Annotated in this window: 1 rRNA gene; it reads right to left on the bottom strand. The window is 47.5% G+C overall.

The window, feature by feature from the left end:
• Positions 1–36: 36 nt before the first annotated feature.
• Positions 37–2,942: ribosomal RNA gene (locus OFN67_RS08025) — 23S ribosomal RNA — on the bottom strand.
• Positions 2,943–2,945 lie beyond the last annotated feature (3 nt).

Here is a 2,945-nt window from a genome sequence, read left to right as displayed (position 1 = left end):
GATTTCTAATACCTTTAACAAGGAAGTAATGCTTAAAAAGATAAGCAAACGAGCTATTAGTACCGGTCAGCTAAATGACTTTCATCACTTACACATCCGGCCTATCAAACAGATAGTCTTTCTGAGCTCTTAAAAGAAGATTCATCTTGGAGTTGGCTTCGAGCTTAGATGCTTTCAGCTCTTATCACATCCCGGCTTAGCTACTGGGCGATGCTCTTGGCAGAACAACCCATACACCAGTGGCCAGTTCGACTCGGTCCTCTCGTACTAGAGTCAACTCTCCTCAATCTTCTTACGCCCACGGCAGATAGGGACCGAACTGTCTCACGACGTTCTGAACCCAGCTCGCGTACCGCTTTAAATGGCGAACAGCCATACCCTTGGGACCTGCTCCAGCCCCAGGATGCGATGAGCCGACATCGAGGTGCCAAACCTCCCCGTCGATGTGAGCTCTTGGGGGAGATCAGCCTGTTATCCCCGGGGTACCTTTTATCCTTTGAGCGATGGCCCTTCCACACAGAACCACCGGATCACTAAGACCGACTTTCGTCTCTGCTTGACTTGTGTGTCTCGCAGTTAAGCTGGCTTATGCCTTTATACTCTACAAGCGATTTCCAACCGCTTTGAGCCAACCTTTGTAAGCCTCCGTTACATTTTGGGAGGCGACCGCCCCAGTCAAACTACCCACCAGACATTGTCCTACCTGAGGATATACTCAGGCTAGTTAGCTACCCAAATAAAGAAGAGTGGTATCTCAACAATGGCTCACCATACACCGGAGTATATGGATCAAAGCCTCCCACCTATCCTGCGCATCTTTATCCAAGCAGCAGTGTCAAGCTATAGTAAAGGTCCACGGGGTCTTTCCGTCTTGCCGCGGGTAGGAGGAATTTTCACCTCCACTACAATTTCACTGGATCCCTCTTTGAGACAGCTCCCATCTCGTTACGCCATTCATGCAGGTCGGTATTTAACCGACAAGGAATTTCGCTACCTTAGGACCGTTATAGTTACGGCCGCCGTTTACTCGGGCTTCGATCAGATGCTTCGCAAAAGCTGACATCATCAATTAACCTTCGAGCACCGGGCAGGCGTCACACCCTATACATCCTCTTACGAGTTAGCAGAGTGCTGTGTTTATGGTAAACAGTCGGGAGGGACTCTTTGTTGTAACCTTCTTTGCTTACAGAGTAAATCCTTCACAAAGTTAGGCACACCTTATACCGAAGATACGGTGCTATTTTGCAGAGTTCCTTAAAGAGAGTTCTTCCACGCGCCTTAGAATACTCATCCCACCCACCTGTGTCGGTTTACGGTACGGGCAATATTAGCTAAACTTAGAAACTTTTCTTGGCTCGATAGTATCAAGGATTCTCAATCTACTCCGAAGAGCGTCATGAGCCTTTAATGTCTCGGATAAAGAGTTACGGATTTGCCTATAACTCAACCTACACACTTAGACCAGCACTTCCATCAGCTGGCTCCCCTAACTTTAAGCGTCCTTCCATCGCACACTAATATTGGTATCGGAATATTAACCGATTTTCCATCGCATACCCCTTTCGGACTTTGCTTAGGACCCGACTAACCCTACGATGACGAGCATCGCGTAGGAAACCTTGGGTTTACGGCGAATATGATTCTCACATATTTTATCGCTACTCATGCCTGCATGCTCACTTCTATCCGCTCCACCACTCCTTGCCGGTATGGCTTCGACGCTGAATAGAACGCTCTCCTACCACTTGCACTAGGTGCAAATCTACGACTTCGGTACTTATTTTAGCCCCGTTATATTTTCCGCGCAGAATCACTAGACCAGTGAGCTATTACGCTATCTTTAAAGGATGGCTGCTTCTAAGCCAACCTCCTGGTTGTTTCAGTAACTCCACATCGTTTTCCACTTAAATAAGATTTAGGGACCTTAGTCGGTAGTCTGGGTTGTTCCCCTCTCGACGACGGATTTTATCACTCGCCGCCTGACTGCTGTGATTACATTATAAGTATTCGGAGTTTGATAGGGTTTGGTACATTGGTGTATGCCCTAGCCCATTCAGTGCTCTACCCCTTATAATTACGACACAACGCTATACCTCAATATATTTCGGAGAGAACCAGCTATCACGATGTTTGATTGGCCTTTCACCCCTATCCACAGGTCATCCGGAGCTTTTTCAACAGCCGTCGGTTGGGTCCTCCACCGGTTCTTACACCGGCTTCAACCTGCCCATGGATAGATCACATCGTTTCGGGTCTGCAGCATCTGACTAATCGCCCTATTAAGACTCGCTTTCGCTACGGCTCCGGGTTTCCTTAACCTCGCCAGATACCACAACTCGCAGGCTCATTATGCAAAAGGCAGTCCATCACCCTGATAAATCATAGGGCTCTGAATGATTGTAAGCAAACGGTTTCAGGTTCTATTTCACTCTGATCACCTCAGTTCTTTTCACCTTTCCCTCACGGTACTTGTGCACTATCGGTCTAGTAGTAGTATTTAGGGTTGGATAGTGGTCTACCCAGCTTCAGACAGGATTTCACGTGTCCCGCCCTACTCAGGATACTGCTAAGTAAAAAGGAGATTTCGCATACGGGATTATCACCCTCTATGATTAAACTTTCCAGTTTATTCTGCTATCTGCTTTTAGTCTTTATTGCAGTCCTACAACCCCACTAGCAAGCTAGTGGTTTGCCCTCTTACGCGTTCGCTCGCCGCTACTAGCGTAATCTCTTTTGATTTCTTTTCCTGAAGGTACTTAGATGTTTCAGTTCCCTTCGTTCGCCCCCGTAGGTAGTTAATATTACTATTAACTGGGTTGCCCCATTCGGAAATTCCCGGATCAAAGCCCCTTGACGGCTCCCCGAGACTTATCGCAGCCTGGCACGTCCTTCATCGCCTCTACTAGCCAAGGCATCCACCGTTTGCTCTTAGTAGCTTACCTTTT

Source organism: Campylobacter sp. JMF_11 EL3 (assembly GCF_027736965.1).
Taxonomy (GTDB): domain Bacteria; phylum Campylobacterota; class Campylobacteria; order Campylobacterales; family Campylobacteraceae; genus Campylobacter_B.
Note: the sequence above shows the minus strand (reverse complement) of the source record. Positions and strands in the feature narration are given on the sequence as shown.